Origin of the sequence: Adonisia turfae CCMR0081 (assembly GCF_011009555.1) — a bacterium.
Taxonomy (GTDB): Bacteria; Cyanobacteriota; Cyanobacteriia; order Phormidesmidales; family Phormidesmidaceae; genus Leptothoe; species Leptothoe turfae.
In genome coordinates, this window is the sequence record NZ_QXHD01000004.1 from 5,020,169 (window position 1) to 5,041,592 (window position 21,424).

The window sequence follows — 21,424 nt, forward strand, 5'->3', positions numbered from 1 at the left end:
TTAAGCCCCAAAATAGGCAGGAGCCTGACCTGGAGTCCATTTGATATTGCACCCAACGCTGGGTATCTGGTCGTCAGATAAGCCCTGTCCGGCCAGGAGCGTATCAATTGCCTGGCGTAGGTCTTTGCCTGTGACTGGTTTGCCATTACTAGGGCGGCTATCATCTAGCTGTCCTCTATAGGCTAACTTCAGCGCGCCATCAAATAAGAAGAAATCGGGGGTGCAGGCAGCGGTATAGGACTTGGCTACGCCTTGAGTTTCGTCATAACAATAGGGAAAGTTGAACCCCTGGGTTGTCGCTTGAGTTTTCATATGCTCGGGAGCATCTTGGGGGTGCGTCTGAATGCTATTGGCACTAATGGCGATAATGCTTAAGCCTTGCTCGGCATAGTCATGCCCAATTTGGGCTAGTTCTTGTTCCACATGTTTGACAAATGGGCAATGGACGCAAATAAACATGACTAACAGCGCTTTGCTGCCTGAAAAATTCTCTAGGGTGACAGTGTCACCCGACACAACATCGATTAATGAAAATTCTGGAGCTTGGGTTCCCAATGCCAACATTGTGGACTCAACCATCACCATGGCAGATACCTCGAAGTACGTCCTTTATTGCTGATTCAATCAAGTTTGTGAGCGATTTAGTGGATCTAATCGCCAGCTAAAACCCGGCTCATTAGCCACCAAATGCCATGGCTGACATAACAACCGCAGATAGCAGAAGACCAGGGCTTAATAGCAAAATTAGCGTTAACAGCTCATGCATTTCCATAGACTTAGATGTTTCCTTTCAAAAGACTGCGGATATTTAATCGGGTGTTGCTGACCTCGTGATGATTCCATCTGTCAAATTGAGGCTGTTGGCAAGCTATACAGATGGACTTATCGTCTCAATCAGCAACGGTTTAATGGTTTCTGACTGCACTTATCATGGCCGATAAATCTATGAGGCGTGGGGAATTTTTATCAAAAATATGGGTCGTATTTGACAAAGTACCGTATCCTTTTACTTTTAATTGTGTCTGTTGGCGTTCTGTGGGGTAGTTTTATGGCATTCAAGCACTGTTTGCATCAGTCGTTAGGAGGTAGCCTGATTGCTCTTGCTTTATCAATGGCACCAGCATTCGCAGAAAATCTACAGAATTGGTCGTTTGATACGAGTAGCAATGAACTAACATTTTCCTTGTCTGACGAGGTTTTTCCAGAGTTTTTTCTACTTTCAGAACCCCCACGCTTAGTCCTCGATATCCCCAACACAGACATTGGCGATATTGACCCAGAGCAGATTTATGATGGAGCTGTCAAAAATATTCGGGTAGCCCAGTACACCCCAGAAAATGTCAGGGTTGTCATTGAATTAGCTCCGGAAATAGTTCTATCCCCTGAGCAGGCTGACATTCAATTTGATGATAGTGATGATGGTCAACGACATTGGCGTTTTCGCCCGTTAATTGCTGAAAACAATACAGTTGCCCAGAGTACTTCCCTAACCCCAGTCCAGAACTCTGACGATCATAATGTCAGTCTTGCCGCAGCGAATCTACACATTCCTCAAAGCTCGACAACCACAACAGCACTGCCCATTGATCCCTATGAGTCTGAGGCTTCTAGCGGTGTAGTGAGTGTTCCACCCTTAGAAGAGAATGATGGGGTCAGTGTTCCACCTTTAGCAGACGTTAACGTTCTATCCATAGAAGATAATAATGCTTCTGACAATGCTGCTCCAGTGTCTGTCGTTGATGCAGAGGTGCCAGAATTGCCACCTATGAAGGTTCCAGAGCTTGAAGATACTGGTACAGAAGATGTCTTGACGCCAACAGTAGTTTTAGAAGCAGAATCACGGCAATCGACCCTACCAGATCTCGCTGCCAGTACGAGTGAGCAACCTGTCGCTGCCGCTGAGCCGATTAGTGCGGAGGTAACGCAGAACGCAGATGTGGCCGTCGCTGGTGATGAGACTGTAGCAGCGGAAGAGCCGACTCCTGCTGTCAAGATGCCAGGGGAGTCATCTGCCGCTGTGCCAGACGTCGAGATGCCTGCTCCTGCAAGGCCGGCGTCAACTGCACTGGCTCCGGTTGAATTATCGTCTTTATCTGAAGAAGACCAGACAGTTGCGGAAGATCGTGACCCACCTGATTTTCAGACTATTCAACAACCTGCCGCTGAGCGTACAATTGTGCAAACGGACTTACCTGTGCCGCTACAGTTTGGGCAACCCTTACCTGAAGGGATCTAGGCTAAAAGATCTGAAATGCACTGAGGTTTCGGGGAACAGCAGTGTGCTGCCCCCCTATGACTGTAATGCCCTAAATTCGAAATATTTACTCTCCATAGAGCCATGGGCTTTATGAGACTGAAATCTTTTTAGGACGGGATGATTTGATACCTGAGCGCTTTTTTGTCCTGTGGTTTGATTGCTGAGCTGCAATGGGCAATGTGAAGTGAATTTGCGTGCCCTGATCTTTGCCTTTAGATGTGGCCCAAATTTTGCCGCCCTGCGCTTCTACAATTTGACGGCAAATGGCAAGTCCCAAACCTGTTCCACCCACTGATCTGCGGAGTGCCCCTTCTTCTTGGTAAAAACGTTCGAAGACCGTTTCTAATCGCTCTGGCTCAATGCCTCGGCCACTGTCATTGACTGAGACTTCTACAAACGCATTGTCTTTGATGTGGGCTTGGATGGAGATATTTCCGTTGGCCGCCGTAAATTTACAAGCGTTGTCCAGTAGCTTGGTAAGTACCTCAACGATCCATTCACCGTCGCCCCGAATCAAAGGTAGGGACTCTGGTAAGTCAACCATAATTGTCGAGGAACTGGTCATTGTTCGTCGACTGCTTAAGGCAAGGGCAACACATTCGCTTAGAGCAAGGGACTCCAGGTTCCATTCAATACGACCACTTTCAAGGCGCGATAGGGTTAAGAAATCTTGGACGAGCCGTTGCATGCGTTCAGAGTCATCCATGGCAGTTTGCAACATCGCTTGCCGCATATCCATGGGCATGTCAGGCTCTGTAAAAATACTTTCTAGGCAGACTCGAATAGTCGATAGGGGGGTGCGTAGCTCGTGGCCAGTAATGGCGATGAGATTGCTGCGTGTTCGATCGAGGGCTTCTAGCTGTTGGTTGAGACTTTCTAGATTTGCATAGGCTTCAGCTTGAATTACAGCTACACTGAGTTGAGCAGCAACGGCTTCCACCAGACTGATATCGTTTTTGCTCCAGGGTTGTGGGGTATCGCTGCACTGGTGAAGCTCAATCATTCCTAGTAACCGCTCTTGGTAAATTAGAGGTACTAGTAAGCAGCTATGAATATCCCATTGGTTTAATAAACCATCAATAGTAGAGATATCGTCGATTTGATTCTTCTGTTGGCTACCAACTGGGGTTTGTGAGTAGGTCAGGGATTCCCGTTGTCGGTTGACAGTTTGGAACAGAGGATTTTCGATAAGAGGCCAGACTTCGCCTTTGAGAGAGGTGATATTTGGTTGCCGGAATTCATGTTGAATTTCAATACTGTCGTAACGGTCACTACGATAAATAATGCAGCGACAAGCAGAAATTTCTTGCCCGAGTTCGTGGGTTGCGATCGCAAACACCTCAGTTGGGTTCAATGACTGACGAATAGCCGCTGTAATTGAATTGATCAACCGCTCACGATTTTCTTGAGCGGCCATCGTTTTATAGGCTTTAAGTAGCTTGTACTGACTAGCCTGCACATACGTAACTAATCGCTGAGCAAAGGGATAGGACTCAGTAACCTCAGCGTTATAAGGTTTACCCCCAAGTAGGTCCGCTGGCAAAAAATCAGTCTGAGCTTGGGTGATTTTATCGGATAAATCTGGTCGATAGTGAGCAATACGCTTCAACAAAATATAAGCTGCCTGTTCACAGACACGCCGATCAAGCGTCCAAATGCCTTCAAAACGACGGCTTTGATCAAACGCAGGCGCACCGTTTAAAACCCTAGGTTTTTGCGAACCATGATGCTCACGGCAAACCAAACAGGCCGTGTACTGTTGGCCCAAAACTACGAGGTGCCATTCATGCACCAGCGCATCTTCAGGATCAAAGGCAATGGTTTCATGCCTGACAGTGCCATCAGCATTGGCAAACTTGGTATTGGTGGCTGCTAACACATAAATTTGAGGCGTAATGTCAGCGAGTCGTAAGTAACGATGAGCTTCTTGACGATAAAAGCGTTCCTGCTGAAAGCTGGCAATCATCAAAGGACGATCGTCCCCCGCCAATACCTGATCTTCCATCGCATGGGAAAGGGCCGTCAGCGATGTTTTGAAATACATTTGTGGCCTTAGTGCCGGTAAGACCGCAAGCAGCTCGTCTAAAACTGAAGCCGGATTGCCCATTAACTGTAGGATTTAATTGATGTCGAGACTCTTCGCCCAACTGCCCCAACCTTATCAGTGCCTATCCAGGCTGCGGAGGAATTGTAACTAAGCTTAGAGGAGAGGTGTAAGGCGTCAGAAGAGCAGCTTGCCATCCTTCCAAGGATGGCAAGCTGCTAAGGGGCCACGGAAAAAGCTCTGTAAAGTTCGAAGGCTTTAATTCTCCGAAAAATAAAGGTGGGCGGTTTCCTGAATGAAACCACCCACCTCTAAAACGCTATTCCTTATGGGTTCTAAGTATTTATAAAGAACCGGAACGACTTAACAAGCTTAGGCAACACCGCCCATATCGCTAGTGTCCTTCAGGAAACCGCTGTAAGCTTCCATGCCGTGCTCGCCAATATCCAAGCCCTTCAGCTCTTCCTCAGCAGAGACACGTAGACCAAACGCAGACTTCAGGATGGTCCAAACAATGGCACTGAATACAACAGTAAACAGACCAATGGCAACGATACCGATCACCTGAGAGATGAGCTGCTCGATGCTACCGCTGTAGAACAGGCCAGTTGTGGTATCAAACAAACCTACGGCAAGGGTCCCCCACATACCGCACACAAGGTGTACGGAAATAGCGCCCACGGGGTCATCAATTTTGATGCTGTCAAAGAAGCTAACGGAGAAGACAACAAGGATACCTGCAAGCAGACCAATGATGATCGCACCCCAGTAACCAACAACAGCACAGCCAGCCGTGATACCTACCAGCCCAGCCAAAATACCGTTGATAATCATGGATAGGTCAGGCTTACCGCTCATGATCCAAGCAGTTACAGTTGCGGCTACACCACCAGCTGCTGCCGCCAGGTTAGTGGTTACAGCAATATAAGGTACAGATGCGCTAGCTGCTAGCTCAGAACCAGGGTTAAAGCCAAACCAGCCGATCCAAAGGACAAGACAGCCAAGGGTAGCAATACTCATGTTGTGGCCAGGAATCGCATTAATCTGACCATCTTGGTACTTACCAAGACGAGGGCCAAGGATAGCGGCACCAACTAAAGCGGCCCACCCACCCACGGAGTGAACAACGGTGGAACCAGCAAAATCAAAAAAGCCCAGGTTACCTAGCCAGCCATTGCCAGACCAGACCCAGTGACCAGTGATGGGGTACGAAATGGCGGTCAGCAGAATGCTAAAGAGAATGAAGTCAATGAATTTGATCCGCTCTGCAACGGCACCAGACACGATAGTTGCTGCAGTACCTGCAAAAGCTGCCTGGAATAGGAAGAACACAGGAGCAGTTAAGTTACCTGCATAGGGCTCGGTTGTAGACAAACCGGACAGGAAGAAATTACCCATACCAAAAACAGGGTTGGCCTCGTTAAACATAAGACCAAAACCAATTGCCCAAAAAGACAATGTAGCAAGGGCAAACACGATCAAATTCTTGGAAAGAATATTGACAGCATTCTTCTGGCGACAGAAACCGGTTTCCAACATTCCGAAACCAGCGTTCATAAAGATCACCAGAATGGCTGCGATCAGCACCCAGATGTTATCCAAAACAAACTGAACATTGTCAGCAGTAATTGCATCTTCTTGAGCATGGGCTGCAGTATTCCACGTGGCAACGATTACTAATGCCAGGGGGATACAAACTAACCAAGCCCATGAAAAGCTTCTGCCAAAAAAGCGCTTAGCCATCTGATCAAATGGCGGCGCATAAGAATCCCAGACAGACGATTTACGCCGTCTCGCCTTGCGGCTCAAATTTAGACTAGACATCTCAACAGACGTTCCTACAACACAATCCAATCAACTAAAACTCACTCTCAAAGGATCCAGCCCTAGACAGTGATGTCTTTGTGTGAGGGGACCTTGACAGTTCAAGATACTCAATGACCGACAAGAGATTTAGGACCGTGATATGGCTCTGCCAAAAATTGGAGAAAATCTTAGTTAAGAATTTTCACCATCATGAATGGCAGATCTGCCACATTCTGCGCCCTAAACACCTAGCCTTAAGCGTCTGGTTTCTCTTTGGTGCATTGTGCATATCTATTAGATAGATTCCACCAATTTCAGCCAAGTCATTCTGTATCAAGTAATACACTTGGTTTGTGTGACTGGAATATTCGGGGTTTGAGACCTCATTATTTTGGCTTATTTTCAAAAATTAATATTATTGACAGCCTAAAACCCTTGCTGCTATGTGTTCTCTTTTGTGTCCTTTGAAGGGAACATCGTTTTTAGGTAGGGATGGTGACCCAGTTCGTTGAGTCGAGTTTGTTTTTCCAGGACGCTATCTTCAAGGGATTTCCGATAAGCTTGGACGCGCTCGAGGAGCTTGCGATCGCATGTTGCCAATATTTGCACCGCTAACAGACCCGCATTTTTTGCATTGCCAATTGCTACCGTTGCCACTGGGATGCCACCGGGCATTTGGACGATGGAATAAAGTGAGTCTATGCCTTGCATGGCGCGGCTTTTTACAGGGACGCCAATCACAGGAAGTGGCGTCAGGGCGGCCACCATGCCGGGCAGATGAGCAGCTCCACCAGCCCCAGCAATAATGACTTTTAGGCCTCGTTCGACAGCGGTTTGAGCGTAACTCACCATGCGTTTTGGGGTGCGATGAGCCGATACAATGGCCACTTCGTGAGGAATACCAAAGTCTTCGCAAACGGTAATGGCTGCTTCCATAGTGGGCAGATCAGAGTCGCTGCCCATAATGATGCCAACAAGAGGAGAAGTCATGGGATGAAAGGTGAAACGTTATATCTGGCTGTGCCAGAGTTGCTGTTGTTAGCCTACCGGGTTCCTATGGGATGATTCGTACAAAGATTTGAACTGCAACTGCCCATGTCAATTTTGCTAAGTGCACGATTACCTCATCTGTCGGGACTCTATTGTCTTGAGGTAGTCGGCCATCAGCTGCGCTCTATGTTACCCATGGCTAAAGTGTCGGCTAATGCAGTACAGGCAATTGACCTCAACGGCGATTGGGTTTCCCTAGGGGGTGTGGATTTACAGATCAATGGCGTTTTAGGGTTGGCATTTCCTGATTTGACTGATCCTGTAGAACTGCAGAAAGCAGCTAGTTTTTTGTGGAGTCAGGGGATTGATGCGTTTACCCCCACTCTGGTGACAGCCCATCCAGATAAAATTCAACGCAGTCTCTCTGTAATTCAGGATTACCAGACTCAAGGTTTTAACAGGCAGCCACGGCATGCTGTGGTTTTGGGGGCACATCTAGAGGGTCCATTTTTGAATCCGGCTAAGCGAGGAGCGCATCCTCAGGACTATTTGCAGTCGCTTTCACTGGATCGCGTTCAAGGGTTATTGGGGGGCTGTATTGACGTAGTTAAGATCATTACCCTGGCTCCAGAAATAGAAACCGATGCTGCGGTGATTCCCTGGTTGCGATCGCAAAACATCATTGTCAGTCTTGGCCACTCCCTGGCGACATCAACCCAAGCTCAGCAAGCCTTTGCCCAAGGAGCCTCAATGGTGACCCATGCATTCAATGCCATGCCAGGATTGCATCACCGTGCACCTGGGTTACTAGGGGCTGCGTTAACCCAGCCCAATGTGTATGCAGGTCTGATTGCCGATGGCCAGCATGTGTGTCCTACGATGCTCGACCTGTTGCTACGAGCTGGACGAGGTGCCTCTGAAGGTGTCAAGGGCGGTCTATTTCTGGTGAGTGATGCATTGGCTCCCCTGGGTTTACCGGATGGTACCTATCCCTGGGATAGTCGTGAGATGGAGGTGGTAGACGGTACGGCTCGATTGCCGGACGGGACCTTGTCAGGCACTACCCAGCCCTTACTGAAGGGGGTAACCAATTTGGTCCAATGGGGGTTATGTGATGTCAATGAAGCCATCGTCTTGGCTACCGAAAGACCACGCCACGCTGTAGGGCTGCCAGGATTAGCTCCCAGACAAACTGCCAACTTACTCCGTTGGCACTACGATGGCACGACTCTCAGCTGGCAGAGAATTTTAGACGAATAAGGTATTGCCCATATTTTCACTACACTTCAGGTTGCCAAAACGTAATAGGATCTGACGGTAGAGAAATCCTAATGATCACTTCTGGCCAATCCTATGACGAGTGCAACTGACGATAAAACCATCGTTCGTAATTATTTTAATGCCCAAGGTTTCGATCGTTGGAGCCGTATCTATGGAGACGGTCAGGTCAATAAAGTCCAGCGAGACATTCGAGAAGGGCATCAGCAAACTGTTGATCACGTTCTTTACTGGTTTAAGCAGGATGGTAATGCTCAGGGGCTGACGGTCTGTGATGCTGGCTGTGGTGTCGGTAGTCTCAGTATTCCTTTAGCGGAGATGGGGGCAGTAGTGTCTGCGAGTGATATCTCCGAGAAAATGGTAGAAGAAGCTAGTTTTCGTGCCAAGGAACTGTTGCCGCCAGAGTCTGTACCTACCTTTGATGCGCAGGATTTAGAAACCCTAGACGGTAGCTATCACACAGTTATTTGTTTGGATGTACTCATTCACTATCCTCAAGAAAAGGCTGGTGACATGATTGCCCATTTAAGTTCTTTGGCTGAGGACAGACTGATCCTTAGCTTTGCTCCGAAAACCCCCTTCTATACCCTACTTAAGCGTATTGGCGAGTTTTTCCCGGGCCCAAGTAAAGCAACTCGTGCTTATCTCCACCGTGAGGCCGATATTCGTGCAGCTTTGAAGGCAAACGGCTGGCAGATTAAGCGTAAGGAATTTACAGCAACACAGTTTTACTTTTCTCGCTTGTTTGAAGCTGTGAAAGTTACAGATTAGAGGTTGCCTTCAGGGCTGACGCGTTAGCCCTGAAGGGTTGGCTCCTGTCTTAATGACAGACGCTATTTTTGCAGGTGTTGATTGGGAAGCTGGTCGAGGGTGTTGGGCTGATGTAGACAAACGCAATTGCGCCCTGACTTTTTGGCGGTATATAAGCCCAGGTCAGCCATCTCAACTAGGGCACTCGGTGGAATTTCTAATGTTGGCACAAAGCTGGTCACACCTAAGCTCATGGTGACATAGTCGGCGGTTTCGGAGGCGGTATGGGGCAAGTTGTAGGCGGCTAGCTTCGATAAAATGGCACGTGCGATCGCAGTCCCTTGTTCCGCTGAGGTATTGGGTAGCAGCACAACAAATTCTTCACCCCCATAGCGAGCATTTAACGCACCACTCGCTTTAACAGTGGTGCGGATGGCCTGAGCCACCTGTTTGAGGCATTCATCCCCCTGGGGGTGACCGTAGGTATCATTATATTTTTTGAAATGGTCTACGTCACCAACAATCAGGGCCAAGGGGTGTTGCGCTCTCAAGGCCCTAAACCACGCTTGTTGCAGACTCTCATCAAATGTGCGGCGATTGGCTAGCCCAGTTAATTTATCGTTGGTGGAAAGGACCTGTAATTGTGTGGTGCGATGTGCCCCTGAGAGCCCGGCGGCGATCCATAATCCCAAAAGCATAGGGACAACGGGTAGCCAGAGTCCTGTAAAGCTCAATGTTCCATAGCTGATACTAAACACGAGCAAGCTGATGCCTGGAATCAGCGTCAGTCGCTGCCATAGTTTGGTTGCTTGTTGAGTAAGATAGCTGCCATAAATAGAAATACCTATGATCAGCAGGCTTTCTAGCCACTGGGGCCATGCCTGAATGAGGGGACGACCGTCGAGGGTCGTACTGATAAGCTGGCTAGCAATTTCTCCATGTAGCTGTACACCAAATTGAATTGTGGGTTGTCCATTTGGCTGTTGACCTCCGGTGTAGAAAATATCAGCTTTACTAAATGCCATGCTGCCGATTAAGACGATGCGATCGCGCATCAAATCTGGTGGAATTTCGTTACGTAATACTTGTTTGAACGAAACAACATTAAATGGGGTTTTATGTCGACGAAAATTAAGGAGAAGCTGATATCCTTGCGCATCTGTTTCAGCGTATCCTCCTGTATGGGTCTCTATCGGAGGAAATTGAACATTCTTAAGCGTTAGTATCGAAGACTCTAAATCTGGTTCGATTTTCTCAGGTTCACCAGCTAAATATTCAAGGGCTAGACGCAAACCAAGAGACTCAATAACATTGTGTCCACTGGCCGCAGGAAATAATATGCCGCGTCTAACGCGGCCATCGGCATCGACCACAACATCACTGGCGGCGATTTGATCGGCACTCTTCAAAATGGCGTTGCCAGGTATTGCATTCCCTTTCTGATTACCAATTACTTTTTCGATCCCGATAAGATTAGGGGTATGGGTAAATACTGTCGCTAAATTCTTGCTTCCAGGTTCGTTGGGTAAATGACGATAAAAATCTAGACCGATAATGCGAGGCTGTTGCATCTGAATTTGGTGGATTAGATCCACCATAGTCTGATCACTGACATGGTTAGTACCTAGGTAGTTATCCAAATCAGCATCAGTAAGACCAACGATGACGACCCGTGGATCAGTGGATTCAGGCACTCGCAGCGCCAACATTTTGTCAAAAGCACGTAGTTCTAGTATTTGTAAACTGCCCAGCGATCGCAAGCCTATGATGCTGCTGGCTGTGATCACACTGGCCATGGCTCCAAAACCATATGCTTTCCTGACGCTATGCCAGAGCGTTCTTGCAACGTCTCCAATCTTGTCTGTTTTTACCAAGGGTTACCATCCGTGCATGATGTAATCGCCAGTACTTCAGCCACACGGTGGTTGCCTAAATGAGATTAGAGATGTACCACCGCTGATAACGGTATTTCTGCTGGACTTTGCCCTTGTTCCAAAAGAGTCTGCACCATGGTTTCAGCATCTGTTACCCCCTGACTCCTAGCCGCAAGCAGCACAGCGATAGCGTCGTACCAAATACCTTGGTTTGCGTAAGTACTGGCTCGTTCCAGGCTAGATAGATTACTTACATCTAAGGATTCCCGGTTTATATGTTCAACGAAGCTGCGGGCAGAAATTTCAGCGTGGTGATCTCCTGGGCATGAGACAAAAACTGTCCAACGATATTTCTTATGAAGAGCTAATCTGTTGTCTTCAGGTAAAGTCACACTGACTGTGGCAGTTTTCTCTAGCTCAATCGTTTGACTATAAATGGGAGTCGCCAAAGCAGGATCCGACACATGCAATGTCATTGAGACTGGCATAGTAGTTGATACATGCCATGCCAATGTAGGATTTGACTTAGTTGTCAGTAAGTTTGATCGATCTCCTGGAACCATCAGGGCTAAGCGAGTTGCGCCATCATCAATGCTGCAACTAACGGCTTCTTGCCCTCTGCGTCCACCTGATAAGGTTGATTCGACGTTACCTCGATCTGTATCAGGAGTCCAGCGAATCCGTTCTCCAGCATAGCTAGGCGCTATCAAGCTTAACCCAAGGCAACTAGCTAGTATGGCCGATGATAGCCGATGACTTTTTTGCAGTACAGCTATTATTTGCTGCGAAGTGAATACGGTGAACTGGATCATGACAGGATGTACATGTCTTATCAGGATGAGCTAATGGGACATTTAGAAAATCCCTTAGTGATTTCAATGTATCCTTTTTGACTTAAAGAAGTGTAAAAAACACTTAAAAAGCCTTAGAAGATATGTTCAGAGTCAGTAAAGTTTTGAGGTGTAACGTACGTGTTTGTACTGAAGGATGTGTCTGTGTGTCAACACTAGTACCAGGGATTGCCTACCATCGTGAACCCTGCCCAGTAGAACGGATGCGAAAACTCTGTTGTGGGTAGCCTTAACTCAACGGGCAGGGTTATATCTCCCTGAGATGTGTATAGCATATTGTTATTGATATGAGCCGCCCCAGTAATCAAAGAGATTTGTGCTCTTTGTAGAGAATGGTGACGGAGCGTTGTATGGGGTAACTGGTGATAAAACTCTGTCATTAATGCCAGGGTCCCTATGTCCGAAACATTCCATAGACTCCCAATGGAGGTTTCAATACCTGCTGCTGCTGCTAGCCCGATAAAGCCTAGTTCTGCTTCAGGGCTGCTTAAAGCTGTCCCACAAGCACTCAGGATTAAGAGCTCTAAATCTGGCCAACTTAGCGTTTTCATTTGATGAAAGTTAAGTGGCGTATCCCAAAATTGAATGAATGACTGCTCTAAGTTGCCTGCATTGAATTCAGCATGGGTGGCTAAATGTAATAACTCTGGTTGTTGTGATGTTTTTAGCTTTAGAAAGTTGTCGAGTGTAAACGTTTCATTAAGAAGAATTTCTCTGGTTTGGAGGCTTTGGGCAACAACATCGAGTTCAAGGGGAACGGCTGGTAGAGTATCGAGAGCCTCGAATTGGTTCGCACCAGCAACGAGTGAGCGAGGAACAGAAATAGTGTTGTCAAACTGGTGCTGTATTAACCCCATGCTAGGAATGAGAGATACTCCATATTCTTCAATGATGAAGGTGTCCTCTTGCATCATTGCCGCTAGGGGAATGGTTCTCAGTCCTTGGTCCAGAGAATACATCACATGATCAATTTGCTTTGCCTCCAAGTCTTGTGTGAGCGGTGCTAATAACCAGTCATACATTTGGCGAGCTAAGGCTTTATAGCTAAGTGGGTCTTCAGGGTCTGAAACAGCCAGTCGAAATAGCTTTGCCTGTTGAGTTAGCTCAGCCCGTGACACATCGACCAATTGTTGGACGGGTTCTCCAGTAGCGGATACCAAAATTAACAGTAGTTGATCCTCTGGGCTGGCATTTTGCTGAGTCCGAGGTAATGTAAATCTGTCGAGACCGGCCTCAGTGTTAGAGGCTGGAGGCACAAAGACAGCATAAATAACTGCTGATTTACTTTTATAGTCGTGATTAGCTTGATTTAGGATGTTTTGTACTGACTGTAAGGTGACGGGTTGAGTTTGAGGCAATTGCCAATAATTTACATAGTCGTTACTCAAGGCATCTTCTAAGTGCTGAAAAGCTGATTCGTCAAAGTACTGTAAACGACCGTTTGTAGTTGTTGTATGGGTTGGCCTTATACGTGGGTTTAGGGGACGGCGGAACGGCTTTTCTGCTTGAATTAATGCTTCCCTATTGCTAAATCGAATTGATTGTACGGCGGGTGTATGAGGAGGCTGGAGCTGTTCTAAAACAGGGGAAGGCTGAGGCTTGCCTGAGATAGGTCGTGATGAATTTTGAGGTTGAGATCCATTTGTTTCAAGACCTTCAGTTTCTGTTAGTAGGGGAGAAACTGCATTAACAATATTGCTCTCGACAGCACCGATGTCGATGATACCACCGATAATTCTAGGGTTTCCGTGTTGATCGTTGATGGTGGCTGCTGAATTATGGCCAGTATTAGCGGCTGGGCTATCATTGTGCAACTGATGTGATGGGAGATTGCCCAAAGTGTTGTTAAGGGGTGTCAATCTTGGCTGTAGTGGAGTATTGATTGTGCCTACCAGATTACTAAAGACAAAACCTGTGCTGCCTTGATCGATGCCAATCAGGTTGTTTCCCAGATCGCTAAACTCTCCCTCTATGTCAGGATTAGTTGGGGCAAGGTTGTTGGCCACAATGGTGTTAATTAGCTCTGGAGTAGATAAAGTTGTGAGGTTTTCGGATATGCCACCTCCAGAGGTTGTGGCGATATTGGCTGCTACCGTGACGTTTGTGAGTGTTGTGGGGCCAACGGTACGGAGTCCGCCGCCCACGATAGCTTGATTACCGGAGATAGTGCTGTTGGTAATGGTTACCTGTGACAGGTTCGAAAATCCGAAGTCGCTAGCAATTTCAATGCCGCCTCCAAGGGTAGCTGCTTGGTTGCCAACAATGGCGCTGTTTGCGATCGCAATTTCAGTTTCACTATCAGTAGCCAGATTGAGAATGCCGCCACCACTCTTAGCCGATAGATTATTACTAATCAGTGTCGCATCAATCGTGATCTCTCCTCCAGCAGTATTTAAGATTCCGCCGCCGCCATCATAGGTGCCTATTCCTGTTGCCTGATTGTTGGCAACAGTGCTGTTCACTAAGGTGAGTTCACCTTGGTTATAAAGCCCGCCACCTCTTTCAGCCATATTATTCATGAAGTGGCTGGCCCTAATCTCTCCATCATCGTCTAAGAAGATGGCTCCACCAGCATCGCTAGCACGGTTTTCAGTAAAGTAGGCCGTGTCGATGCTCAATGCACCTTCACTAAAAATTGCGCCACCGTTGGTTCCTGCTCTGTTGTCAGAAAAATCTGTATTGGAGATGCTAACTATGCCATTGGGATCAACATCGATGGCCCCAGCATGTTCTCCAGCTTGGTTGTTATTAAAGGTGCTATCAACCACTGTAACTGAACCTTGAGCAATATCAATCGCTCCACCATCAGAGGCACTACGATTATTGTCGAAAATCGTGTTAGACAGGATAAGCGAGCCTCTATTTTGAATGGCTCCACCATCTTGTGAACTACTTGTGACCTCATTGTTGGTAAACGTTACATGACTAATTGCAACGTTGTTGCCAGATGTCCTGAGACCAGCACCATCTGACGTACTAGAGCCATCCTGTATGGTGAGATTATTAATATTGATATTGTCTCCATTGCTGGTGATATCAAAGACTCGTTGATCTCCAATCCCGTTATTGTCAACATCACCACTGATAAAAGTGCTGGCTTGACCTTGCCCGACAAGATTAAGGGAGTGGTTAAGGGTGATGGTGTGAGGCTCACGATAGGTGGTGGCCGCTAGATTTACCGTGCCACCGTAAGCGACAGCATCCACAGCATTTTGAATACTGCCGTTAGCGCCTACATTCACTGTATTGGCCGAACCCGATAGTTCTCCAATGCCCTTAAGAGTAATTTTCCCATTGAGATTTAAGGTGTTTGTATCAATAAATAAATCTCTGCTAGAACTGTTGCCACTAGCATTAATAGCTGCATCGAGAGTAATGGAATTACTGGCTTGTAAAGTGACATTAGTGCTATTTAATGAACTGACGATTGTAGACGCATTAATGGAGCTGTTAATGACATCGTTAGTGCCTGCCACAATGCCTCCAGTACCACCTGTTTCGATGACTGTGAGATCGATGGGGTCGATGAGCCATATGCCTGCGTCTCCGTAAGGAGCAGTGGTTGTGACATTGGCATTGTCTCCGATGGTGAGTTGATGCAGTCCAGAGGTTTCTACCAGACCGCCATGACCCGTTGCAGATTGAGCTGAAATGCTACCATCAAAGACTGTTGTGCCATCTGACCAAACAATTACTTGGCCCCCATGCCCCTGGGTGGCATCGGCAACTAGGCTAGTGGTTGCCGTAATTTCTGTTTGAGAGGCATGGGGTAAATTTCCTTGCCCTTGATAGTCTCCTCCAATACGAATCGAGCCTCCGCTGGTGTGACCAGAAGCATTCAAGGTACTCTCAAGTACCTGAATAGTGTTTCCTAAAAGATTGATTTCACCACCTGTGATGCCTTGGGTAGAGATGTTGCCAGCATTCTGGAGACTAAAGGGAGTTGGAATGTTGTTGGCAATATCACGATGTATGAGAGTAGCTGTACCATCATTGCCAATGACCAACTCATTGCTGTGGTTGAAGTCACCACCAGTGATCAAGGCTGGTAGAGTCTCTGAGATGTCAGGCTCGGTGGAGATCTCTAAGCTTAATAGGCCGCCCATTTGTGCCAGTCGAATGGACTGACCCGGTTCTGTAGCCAAGAGGGTGATTTCGCCATCAGGGGCACTTAACGTGCCAGTATTTGTTACTTGAGAGGCTAACAGTCTGAGGCTATGTCCCTCACGCACAGTGAGCTGGCCTTGGTTGATGATGGTACTTGGGTAACTAAAGCCAAAATGGCTGGGGGGAGTTACCAAGGTGCTGTAGTCCGGATCGCCCATGATCTCGAACCATTGATCGTCAGTACCAAGGTGGGTGGCGGTTGTAGCTGTGAATGAACCTCCAAGGTCAAGACGAGCATTGGGGCCAAAGAGCAGCCCAGCAGGGTTCACTAGGTACAGATCCGCATTACTACCGGTTACTTGCAGCAATCCATCAATATTGGAGGCAGTGCCACCGATGACTTGTCCGATGACTGTATGGGTGTTTGAGGTGGTCAGGAAGTTTGCCGTTTGGTGCTGGTCCAGGTTGAATTGCTCAAAGCTATGGAAGAGATTGCTTCCTGCTTGATTGCCACCACTAATATCAATGATGCCTGGTTCGGAAACAGTGGCTTGGGTTGCGTTGCTTGTGGGCACAATTGTTTGTGCTTGTAGTGGAAAGGGCGTTGAGATAATAATTCCACTGCCAACGACGGGGATTAGCGCAAAAGCGGCGGTTACTTTAGTCAAGACTTCCATAGATCAAGGTCAGCCTAAATCTCGGCGATTCAGGAGTCAAACGAGAGTTGTGACGATGATTGAGGGGTGTCATCGTCACCGATAAACCAAGAAAATTAATGTTCGGGCTTCAAAGAAATAGAGCGGTCTCTTTGGTCTCTTTTCAACTATAAGACTCGTAAGTCAGGTCTTACTTCCTACGTAAAACTAACCAAATTTGCATTAAGTTTTTCTGAAGTCAATCAATTGATGTCAATTTAATCAGCAACCTCTAAGACAGAACGACGGGCATTGTTTACTCTGGAGAGGTTCGTTTGTTGACCACACTATGACTGCTCGGCTGTGTATTGCGATCGCATCTATTTTAGGAGGCTTATCCGTAGCAGGCGGTGCCTTTGGGGCCCATGCACTCAAAGCCCAGCTGACAGAAAAATCCCTGGCGACATTTGAGATAGGCACACGCTACCAGATGTATCATTCCCTGGCCTTGCTATTGGTGGGACTTCTGTGGTTACAACTTCCGAATAATAGCTGGCTCAGCTACGCCAGTTGGGCATTCATCATCGGCATTGTGATTTTCTCCGGCAGTCTCTATGGCTTGAGTCTGTCAGGCATCAAAGTTCTGGGTGCTGTGGCCCCCATTGGTGGTTTGGCCCTCATTATTGGTTGGGCATTTTTAGCCACAGCTGCATTCTCTCTGACAAACTAAAGAGCTAGGGGATGAGTTTTGCATTTTTAGCAATAGGTTTGATTGCCCTTACCGATAAGCTCAAGCTCAAGGCAAAAAATCTTGAACTCAGCTTTTTCTGTTCACTAGTACTATGTGTCGTTTACTTGCCTATTTAGGAAAGCCCATCTTCCTTGAAGAGCTCATCCTCAAACCTGAGCATTCCTTACTGGTTCAAAGCTATCAGCCAAAAGAGTTAGAAGTGGCCTTGCTCAATGCAGATGGGTTTGGTATTGGCTGGCATCATCCCGATGACATTGCGGCTGAGCCTTTTATCTATCGCAATGTGCTACCCATTTGGAATGACGCTAACCTGCCTCACCTGTGTCGTTACATTCAGGCGCAGTCATTCGTTTCCAATATTCGCAGTGCCACACCAGGCTTGCCCCTCGACTTTAGTAACTGTCAGCCGTTTCGCCACGGCCAGCTCTTATTTGTTCACAACGGCTATATCGATAAATTTCGACAGACACTGTATCGCCCCATGCGTGATCTAATTGGCGATGTCGCTTATCAAAATATCTATGGTCTGACAGACTCTGAACATATTTTTGCCCTGATTACCCATCTGCTAGAGCTGGATCCCCAGTTGGCGTTATTGGGAGCTTTGGAACAGGCCATTGAAATGATTCAATCCTTGGCCAATGAATACGACGTCCGAGTATCGGGTGTGATCGTTCTGAGCGACGGTCAAAAACTTGTTGCAGCTCGTTTTGATAATCAAGCCAAGGCCCCATCATTTTATCTATTGCGTCAGCCAGAGAGCATTATTCTGGCTTCCGAACCTTTATTTTCAGGGGATTGGGAGCCCATTGCTCAGGCCCATAGTTTGACTGTTGCTGCTAACGATCTTCAACCCCAAATTCATGGTTTTTCTCTCGCTACCTGACACTGGATCTGCTGATGCGTCAAAACTTCGCACCTACTTTCAAGCCACTCTCCAAACCTGTCGCCATGGCACGTTAGCCCTAGTGGATGGCATTAGTCAGACTGTATTGCAACAGCAGGCACATCCTGACTTTAGCCCTGTGGGTTGGCACTTGGGACATATTGCATTTACTGAGTCTCTATGGATTTTGGAGCATTTAGCTGGGCAACCATGTCCGTTCCCCAGTTATCGAACGCTGTTTGCTGCCGATGGACTGCCTAAGTCTCAACGCCAGATGTTACCTAGTTTGGACGAGCTACTAATTTTCTTGGCAGATGTGCGACGGCGGACATTGGCGTATTTGAGTACTGCCCCTGTGGTCGAGCAGGCACGTCTATGGCATTGGCTGATTCAACACGAATGTCAGCACAGTGAAACCATGTCCCTGGTTATGGCCCTACATCAAAATCAGGGTCAGGTCACGCCTCTAAGAAATCCTGTTGCTGGGCCCATGCATGAGACTCCTACAGGTATGGTCCATATCCCTGCTGGAGAGGTTTGTCTGGGCTTAGTAGCTGACCGTGATGGTCTGGATGGTGATGTGGCCATTGATAATGAGCGACCAGCCCATTGGGTGGATGTAGCAGCTTACTCCATTGACCGCACACCAGTCACCTGTGAACAGTATCAGCGTTTTATGGATGCTGGTGGATATCAGGAGCGGCAATGGTGGTGTGATACGGGCTGGTGTTGGTTACAGACGGCCCAGGTGAACCAGCCCCTGTATTGGCCTGCCCAAGATGTAACCGCATTTAGACACCATCCAGTCTCTGGTGTGAACTGGTATGAGGCAACTGCCTATGCCCGCTTTGTAGATAAGCGCTTGCCGACTGAGGCAGAGTGGGCCTTGGCAGCGCAGGGATTAACGCCCAAGCTGCAAACATTGCTAACAACAGATCAAATTAATTGCAATCATCACTTGGGCTGCACCAGCCCTGTTGGGAGATCTGATCAAGCCGTTAGCGATTACGGTTGTTATGATCTTTTGGGGAATGTGTGGGAATGGACCCATAGTTGGTTTCGTCCCTATCCAGGATTTGAAGCCTATCCCTATCAAGGCTATTCAGCAGTTTACTTTGATGATGGCCATCGAGTGCTCCGAGGGGGCAGCTGGGCGACTCGTCCTTGGGGGCTACGGTCCAGCTTTCGCAACTGGTACGAGCCCCATGTGAGAGAGCTATTTATGGGCTTTCGCTGTGTGCGCTAGAGAAGTTTGCAATCTTCCCACGAAAAATACAGTCCCACGCTACACTGGCCCTGGTTATTACGGTTTTCTATGACTTTTTCCACAGCTGATTGCGATTCTCCGATGGAGAAGCATGGCCAACGCACCAATGCTAACTTGGCAGATCGCAACGTTATCGATCCAGCTCGCCTTCAGATCCAAACTCTGCTCAGTAATGAGCCTGAGGTCAGGGTAATGGATGGGCAGGATGTGATTGAAGGATTAACCCAAATACCAAAATCTTTGCCACCAAAATATTTTTATGATCACTTAGGATCAGAGCTATTTGAGAAAATTTGTACGCTCCCAGAGTACTATCCCACCCGCACTGAATCGGCTATTTTTCATCGCTATGCCCATGCCATTACTCAGCTGACTGGCCCTTGCGAGCTGGTGGAGCTGGGCAGCGGTAGTGCGACAAAAACACGCATTCTTTTAGATGCCTATCGGGCTGCTAATTTGCCGTTACGCTATATCCCTGTCGATGTCAGTGGCAGCATGTTGAAAGATAGTTCTGATCAACTACTATATGATTATCCTGAACTCAGGATTCACGGGATGATCGGTACCTACGAACCTGCCCTCAATGCTTTGCCAGCTGCCAACTTGGCTACCCGAATGGTGATGTTTATTGGTAGTACCCTGGGTAATTTGTCTCCTAATGACTGTGAACAATTCTTGCAGTTGGTAAGTGGGGCCCTGGAGCCAGGACAATTCTTTTTGCTGGGCTTAGATTTGCAAAAGGATATTGGCACTGTTGAGGCGGCTTATAACGATGCTCAAGGGATAACGGCCATGTTCAATCTCAATATGTTGCAGCATCTCAACCATCGCTATCGAGGAGATTTTTGCCTTGATAATTTCTATCATCAAGCGATGTATAACTCGCAAAAACATCAGATAGAGATGTATTTGGTGAGTAAGCAAGAGCAGACGGTGACGCTCCAAGATCTAGATTTGACGGTGAAATTTGCTGAGGGAGAGCGACTGTTAAGTGAGATTTCTCGCAAGTTTGATGTGGTTCAGATGGGTGCTCAGCTGGCTAATCATGGGTTAAAAGTATTGCAAACCTTTACCGATGAACGGCAGTGGTTTGGTTTGATTTTGGCTCAAAAGGGTTGAGGGGGAGATTTTATTGGGGGTAAGCATTGCTGCCCTCTAACAAAACATTTAAAACATTGCAAATTGTGCGATCGCAACCGATTTAATCTCTCAACGAGATAAAATACCTCGGTAGAAAATTGACACGATGTTTTGCAATCACTACTCTCCGTTGCTCGCAAGATTGACGCATTTACCTGTCAAATCGGCAAGTTCGCCTATTGGTTAGTGCTGGCCATGATTGGGGTTGGCACATGGAATGTCATTGGCCGCTATTTAGGTAATGTGGTCGGTCAAAATTTAAGCTCCAATGCTCTGATCGAAACTCAATGGTATCTATTTGATATTGTCTTTTTGCTTGGGGCTGCCTACACCCTACAAAAGGGGGGCCATGTGCGAGTGGACGTGTTTTATGATCGCTGGTCCCGTCGCCGCAAAGCGTTGGCTGATTTCATTGGGACGGTGTTCTTTCTTATTCCGTTTTCTGCACTGGTGATCTACTTCTCCTGGGGAGCTGTGCTGAAGTCTTGGGCGGTGTGGGAGAACTCTCCGGACCCTGGTGGGCTCTTACGGTTCCCAATCAAGACGATGATCTTGGTTAGCTTTGGGCTGTTGATACTACAGGGCATCTCAGAAGCCATTAAAAACTGGGCAATTTTTTCAGGGTATCTACCCGCAGATGAGGCCCCAAAGACATTAGATGGGGAGGCGGATGATGTTAGTTGATTGGTTGGGGCCACTGATGTTTGCTGGGGCCTTGGTGCTGCTGTCATTAGGTTACCCTGTGGCGTTTTCCCTGGGTGGGGTGGCCATCTTGTTTGGTCTAATTG

15 protein-coding genes are annotated in these 21,424 nt (G+C 47.5%); 8 read left to right on the plus strand and 7 right to left on the minus strand.

The genetic code is table 11. The features are described 5' to 3' along the window. On the minus strand, positions 1-585 hold the full coding sequence (locus DXZ20_RS25535; protein WP_163701876.1) for a thioredoxin family protein: 585 nt from the start codon (positions 583-585) through the stop codon (positions 1-3). 463 nt (positions 586-1,048) lie between these two features. Between DXZ20_RS25535 and DXZ20_RS25540 the strand changes: the two genes are divergently transcribed. Then, positions 1,049-2,236, plus strand: a complete 1,188-nt coding sequence (locus DXZ20_RS25540; RefSeq protein ID WP_163701878.1) for an AMIN domain-containing protein — start codon at positions 1,049-1,051, stop codon at positions 2,234-2,236. Between the two features lie 109 nt (positions 2,237-2,345). On the opposite strand, the gene DXZ20_RS25545 is transcribed toward DXZ20_RS25540, so the two are convergent. From DXZ20_RS25545 to purE, 3 genes are all read right to left on the minus strand, one after another. Then, positions 2,346-4,364, minus strand: coding sequence for a DICT sensory domain-containing protein (locus DXZ20_RS25545; protein ID WP_163701880.1), 2,019 nt, complete (start codon positions 4,362-4,364; stop codon positions 2,346-2,348). A 309-nt stretch (positions 4,365-4,673) separates the two neighbouring features. Further along, complete coding sequence (locus DXZ20_RS25550; protein ID WP_431732088.1) at positions 4,674-6,125, minus strand: ammonium transporter; 1,452 nt, start codon at positions 6,123-6,125, stop codon at positions 4,674-4,676. Between the two features lie 423 nt (positions 6,126-6,548). Beyond that, positions 6,549-7,097 (minus strand): 5-(carboxyamino)imidazole ribonucleotide mutase, encoded by a 549-nt coding sequence (purE, locus tag DXZ20_RS25555; RefSeq protein WP_163665784.1) that lies wholly within the window; start codon positions 7,095-7,097, stop codon positions 6,549-6,551. 105 nt (positions 7,098-7,202) lie between these two features. On the opposite strand from purE, the gene nagA reads away from it, so the two are divergent. Further along, positions 7,203-8,357, plus strand: a complete 1,155-nt coding sequence (nagA, locus tag DXZ20_RS25560; RefSeq protein WP_163701882.1) for an N-acetylglucosamine-6-phosphate deacetylase — start codon at positions 7,203-7,205, stop codon at positions 8,355-8,357. Positions 8,358-8,450: 93 nt separating this feature from the next. After that, complete coding sequence (gene bchM / locus DXZ20_RS25565) at positions 8,451-9,146, plus strand: magnesium protoporphyrin IX methyltransferase (protein WP_163701884.1); 696 nt, start codon at positions 8,451-8,453, stop codon at positions 9,144-9,146. Between the two features lie 62 nt (positions 9,147-9,208). Here bchM and DXZ20_RS25570 read toward each other — a convergent pair whose 3' ends face one another. The 3 genes from DXZ20_RS25570 to DXZ20_RS25580 form a co-directional block, all read right to left on the minus strand. After that, a complete protein-coding gene (locus DXZ20_RS25570) occupies positions 9,209-10,921 on the minus strand; it encodes a CHASE2 domain-containing protein (RefSeq protein ID WP_163701886.1) in 1,713 nt (570 codons plus the stop codon). A 143-nt stretch (positions 10,922-11,064) separates the two neighbouring features. Beyond that, positions 11,065-11,811, minus strand: coding sequence for a DUF928 domain-containing protein (locus tag DXZ20_RS25575; protein ID WP_163701888.1), 747 nt, complete (start codon positions 11,809-11,811; stop codon positions 11,065-11,067). 194 nt (positions 11,812-12,005) lie between these two features. Further along, entirely contained in the window at positions 12,006-16,634 is a 4,629-nt protein-coding gene (locus tag DXZ20_RS25580; protein WP_163701890.1) for a CHAT domain-containing protein, read from the minus strand. Between the two features lie 307 nt (positions 16,635-16,941). Between DXZ20_RS25580 and DXZ20_RS25585 the strand changes: the two genes are divergently transcribed. From DXZ20_RS25585 to DXZ20_RS25605, 5 genes are all read left to right on the plus strand, one after another. Continuing rightward, positions 16,942-17,322: a DUF423 domain-containing protein gene (locus tag DXZ20_RS25585; protein WP_163701892.1), complete on the plus strand. Its 381-nt coding sequence runs from the start codon at positions 16,942-16,944 to the stop codon at positions 17,320-17,322. 112 nt (positions 17,323-17,434) lie between these two features. Next, the gene (gene egtC, locus DXZ20_RS25590; protein WP_163701895.1) at positions 17,435-18,229 is read left to right on the plus strand and encodes an ergothioneine biosynthesis protein EgtC; all 795 of its coding nucleotides are present in this window, start codon (positions 17,435-17,437) and stop codon (positions 18,227-18,229) included. Continuing rightward, complete coding sequence (locus DXZ20_RS25595; RefSeq protein ID WP_163701897.1) at positions 18,207-19,475, plus strand: SUMF1/EgtB/PvdO family nonheme iron enzyme; 1,269 nt, start codon at positions 18,207-18,209, stop codon at positions 19,473-19,475. The genes egtC and DXZ20_RS25595 overlap by 23 nt, the downstream gene beginning before the upstream one ends. Before the next feature lie 69 nt (positions 19,476-19,544). Then, a complete protein-coding gene (egtD, locus tag DXZ20_RS25600; RefSeq protein WP_348918727.1) occupies positions 19,545-20,615 on the plus strand; it encodes an L-histidine N(alpha)-methyltransferase in 1,071 nt (356 codons plus the stop codon). A gap of 132 nt (positions 20,616-20,747) precedes the next feature. After that, positions 20,748-21,320 carry a TRAP transporter small permease subunit gene (locus tag DXZ20_RS25605; protein ID WP_163665758.1) on the plus strand — a complete coding sequence of 191 codons (573 nt, stop codon included), beginning with the start codon at positions 20,748-20,750 and terminating at the stop codon, positions 21,318-21,320. Positions 21,321-21,424: the final 104 nt, after the last annotated feature.

Excerpts from the sequence above, each read along its gene's own strand:
- DXZ20_RS25535 (WP_163701876.1), bottom strand. The coding sequence starts at position 585 with ATGGTGATGGTTGAGTCCACAATGTTGGCATTGGGAACCCAAGCTCCA.
- DXZ20_RS25540 (WP_163701878.1), top strand. The coding sequence starts at position 1,049 with ATGGCATTCAAGCACTGTTTGCATCAGTCGTTAGGAGGTAGCCTGATT.
- DXZ20_RS25545 (WP_163701880.1), bottom strand. The coding sequence starts at position 4,364 with ATGGGCAATCCGGCTTCAGTTTTAGACGAGCTGCTTGCGGTCTTACCG.
- DXZ20_RS25550 (WP_431732088.1), bottom strand. The coding sequence starts at position 6,125 with ATGTCTAGTCTAAATTTGAGCCGCAAGGCGAGACGGCGTAAATCGTCT.
- purE (WP_163665784.1), bottom strand. The coding sequence starts at position 7,097 with ATGACTTCTCCTCTTGTTGGCATCATTATGGGCAGCGACTCTGATCTG.
- nagA (WP_163701882.1), top strand. The coding sequence starts at position 7,203 with ATGTCAATTTTGCTAAGTGCACGATTACCTCATCTGTCGGGACTCTAT.
- bchM (WP_163701884.1), top strand. The coding sequence starts at position 8,451 with ATGACGAGTGCAACTGACGATAAAACCATCGTTCGTAATTATTTTAAT.
- DXZ20_RS25570 (WP_163701886.1), bottom strand. The coding sequence starts at position 10,921 with ATGGCCAGTGTGATCACAGCCAGCAGCATCATAGGCTTGCGATCGCTG.
- DXZ20_RS25575 (WP_163701888.1), bottom strand. The coding sequence starts at position 11,811 with ATGATCCAGTTCACCGTATTCACTTCGCAGCAAATAATAGCTGTACTG.
- DXZ20_RS25580 (WP_163701890.1), bottom strand. The coding sequence starts at position 16,634 with ATGGAAGTCTTGACTAAAGTAACCGCCGCTTTTGCGCTAATCCCCGTC.
- DXZ20_RS25585 (WP_163701892.1), top strand. The coding sequence starts at position 16,942 with ATGACTGCTCGGCTGTGTATTGCGATCGCATCTATTTTAGGAGGCTTA.
- egtC (WP_163701895.1), top strand. The coding sequence starts at position 17,435 with ATGTGTCGTTTACTTGCCTATTTAGGAAAGCCCATCTTCCTTGAAGAG.
- DXZ20_RS25595 (WP_163701897.1), top strand. The coding sequence starts at position 18,207 with ATGGTTTTTCTCTCGCTACCTGACACTGGATCTGCTGATGCGTCAAAA.
- egtD (WP_348918727.1), top strand. The coding sequence starts at position 19,545 with ATGACTTTTTCCACAGCTGATTGCGATTCTCCGATGGAGAAGCATGGC.